The 774-nt window shown below is 67.6% G+C and carries 1 protein-coding gene; it reads right to left on the minus strand.

Annotated elements, in window-relative coordinates; translation table 11 throughout:
* Positions 1-421: 421 nt before the first annotated feature.
* On the minus strand, positions 422-774 hold a 353-nt coding region (locus AC1D01_RS37150; RefSeq protein ID WP_477874882.1), incomplete at its 5' end, for a nuclear transport factor 2 family protein.

Here is a 774-nt window from a genome sequence, read left to right on the forward strand (position 1 = left end):
TGGCGCTCCACAGCCTACCCACCCGCGCCTTTGCAACACCGCCGCACTGTGTTTGGGGGAAAAGATTGAAGTGACCGACGAGCATGCGRGCGCYCGCGCGCTCGTCGGTCACTTCAATCTTTTCCCCCCAACAAGAGCGGCKGGTGSTTAGCGCGGGGGGTGAGGGRMTGGGCTGGGGGCGATTTCTGAGGCGACGAAGAAGMTYGGYTYCGKGGGTGGCGCGCGCCAGCGCGCTTCGTAGACWKACTCATCGCCACTGTTTGACCACARCGAACGAAGTGAGYGGAGGGAGTTTGGCGATGCACCCMCGRARCCGAGCTTCTTCGTGGAGTCGGCGCCCCCAGGGCGCCGACCGCCTCGGCATGAGCCCCCAGCCCAGCCCCTCACCCGCCCCGCCGCGCACGCGCCGCGGCGCGACGAACTACAGGTTGCTTTCCTTCGTGATGAACCACTGGCCGTCAATCAACCGCCACGTCACCGACTTGTTCACGACGTCGGAGTAGCCCGACGAGGTGTAGGTCTGCTTGAAGCGGGTCTGCGCAACACCAGGCCCGATGGCCTGCACGTCGATGTTCTCCAGCTTCACGCTGAGCGAGCCGGACTTCGCCAGCATCGCCTGCCGGCGTGCCTTCCAGGCGTCGACCGAGCCCTGCGCCGGCTTGAAGCCAGGGGCATAGAAGCTGAGGTAGCGCGGCAGGTCCTTGGCCTCCCAGGCCGCCGTCCACGCCGTCAGGCGCGGCAGCGGCGAGCTGGCCGCAGCGGCCGGCGCAACCG

This window comes from Rhizobacter sp. P3_B12 (assembly GCF_056402895.1).